The organism is Microbulbifer epialgicus (assembly GCF_041447265.1).
GTDB classification, from domain to species: domain Bacteria; phylum Pseudomonadota; class Gammaproteobacteria; order Pseudomonadales; family Cellvibrionaceae; genus Microbulbifer; species Microbulbifer epialgicus.
On sequence record NZ_JBGMEK010000284.1, the window covers coordinates 1 to 598 of the forward strand.

General features: G+C 39.1%; 1 protein-coding gene. It reads right to left on the reverse strand.

Features of this window, described 5'->3' with window-relative positions:
• Positions 1-71: 71 nt before the first annotated feature.
• Positions 72-497, reverse strand: a complete 426-nt coding sequence (locus ACCI49_RS25035; protein WP_371841978.1) for a serine hydrolase domain-containing protein — start codon at positions 495-497, stop codon at positions 72-74.
• Positions 498-598 lie beyond the last annotated feature (101 nt).

Consider the following 598-nt stretch of genomic DNA (forward strand, 5'->3'; position numbering starts at 1 on the left):
TGCTTCATTACATGGAGGCGGTGGAAGCTTTAAATGGACTTAAATGATGTGTATAAAACACAGTGCCAGCGTTAGCTTGTTAACTTCATACCTATAGTTATAAGCTGATTATCAGTGATAAACTTAGAAAATCCACCTTCAACATACTTGTCAATAATTTTTCCAGTAATCACATATCCGGTTTGGTTATATCTAAACTGAGTGTTCTTCTTAAATTGCAATGGCAAAGTTTTTACCTGCTGCCATGAGGCTTCCGGATTGCCACGTACAATCAAATCAGCTTGATAGCCGCTCATGATATTTGGTAATCCAGAAGTATGGGCCATCAAGTGTTTTATTTTCATTGATTTCCAAGAGTCAGGTAAGTCGCTTAAATGACTACCGATCTCTTCATCCAATGAAAGATGACCTTGCTCAACTAGCTGGACAAGCGCAACGCCCGTAAATGCCTTCGTCATTGAATTAATTGGAAATACAGAATTAACTTTGACTGGCACGTTATTAACCCGGTGGCTCTATAGTTCTGTATAATACCCAAATGGATATTATTGATGCAAGAAAATTACCCGCTTCCGCGCAGGAAGAGAAACGCCGAACT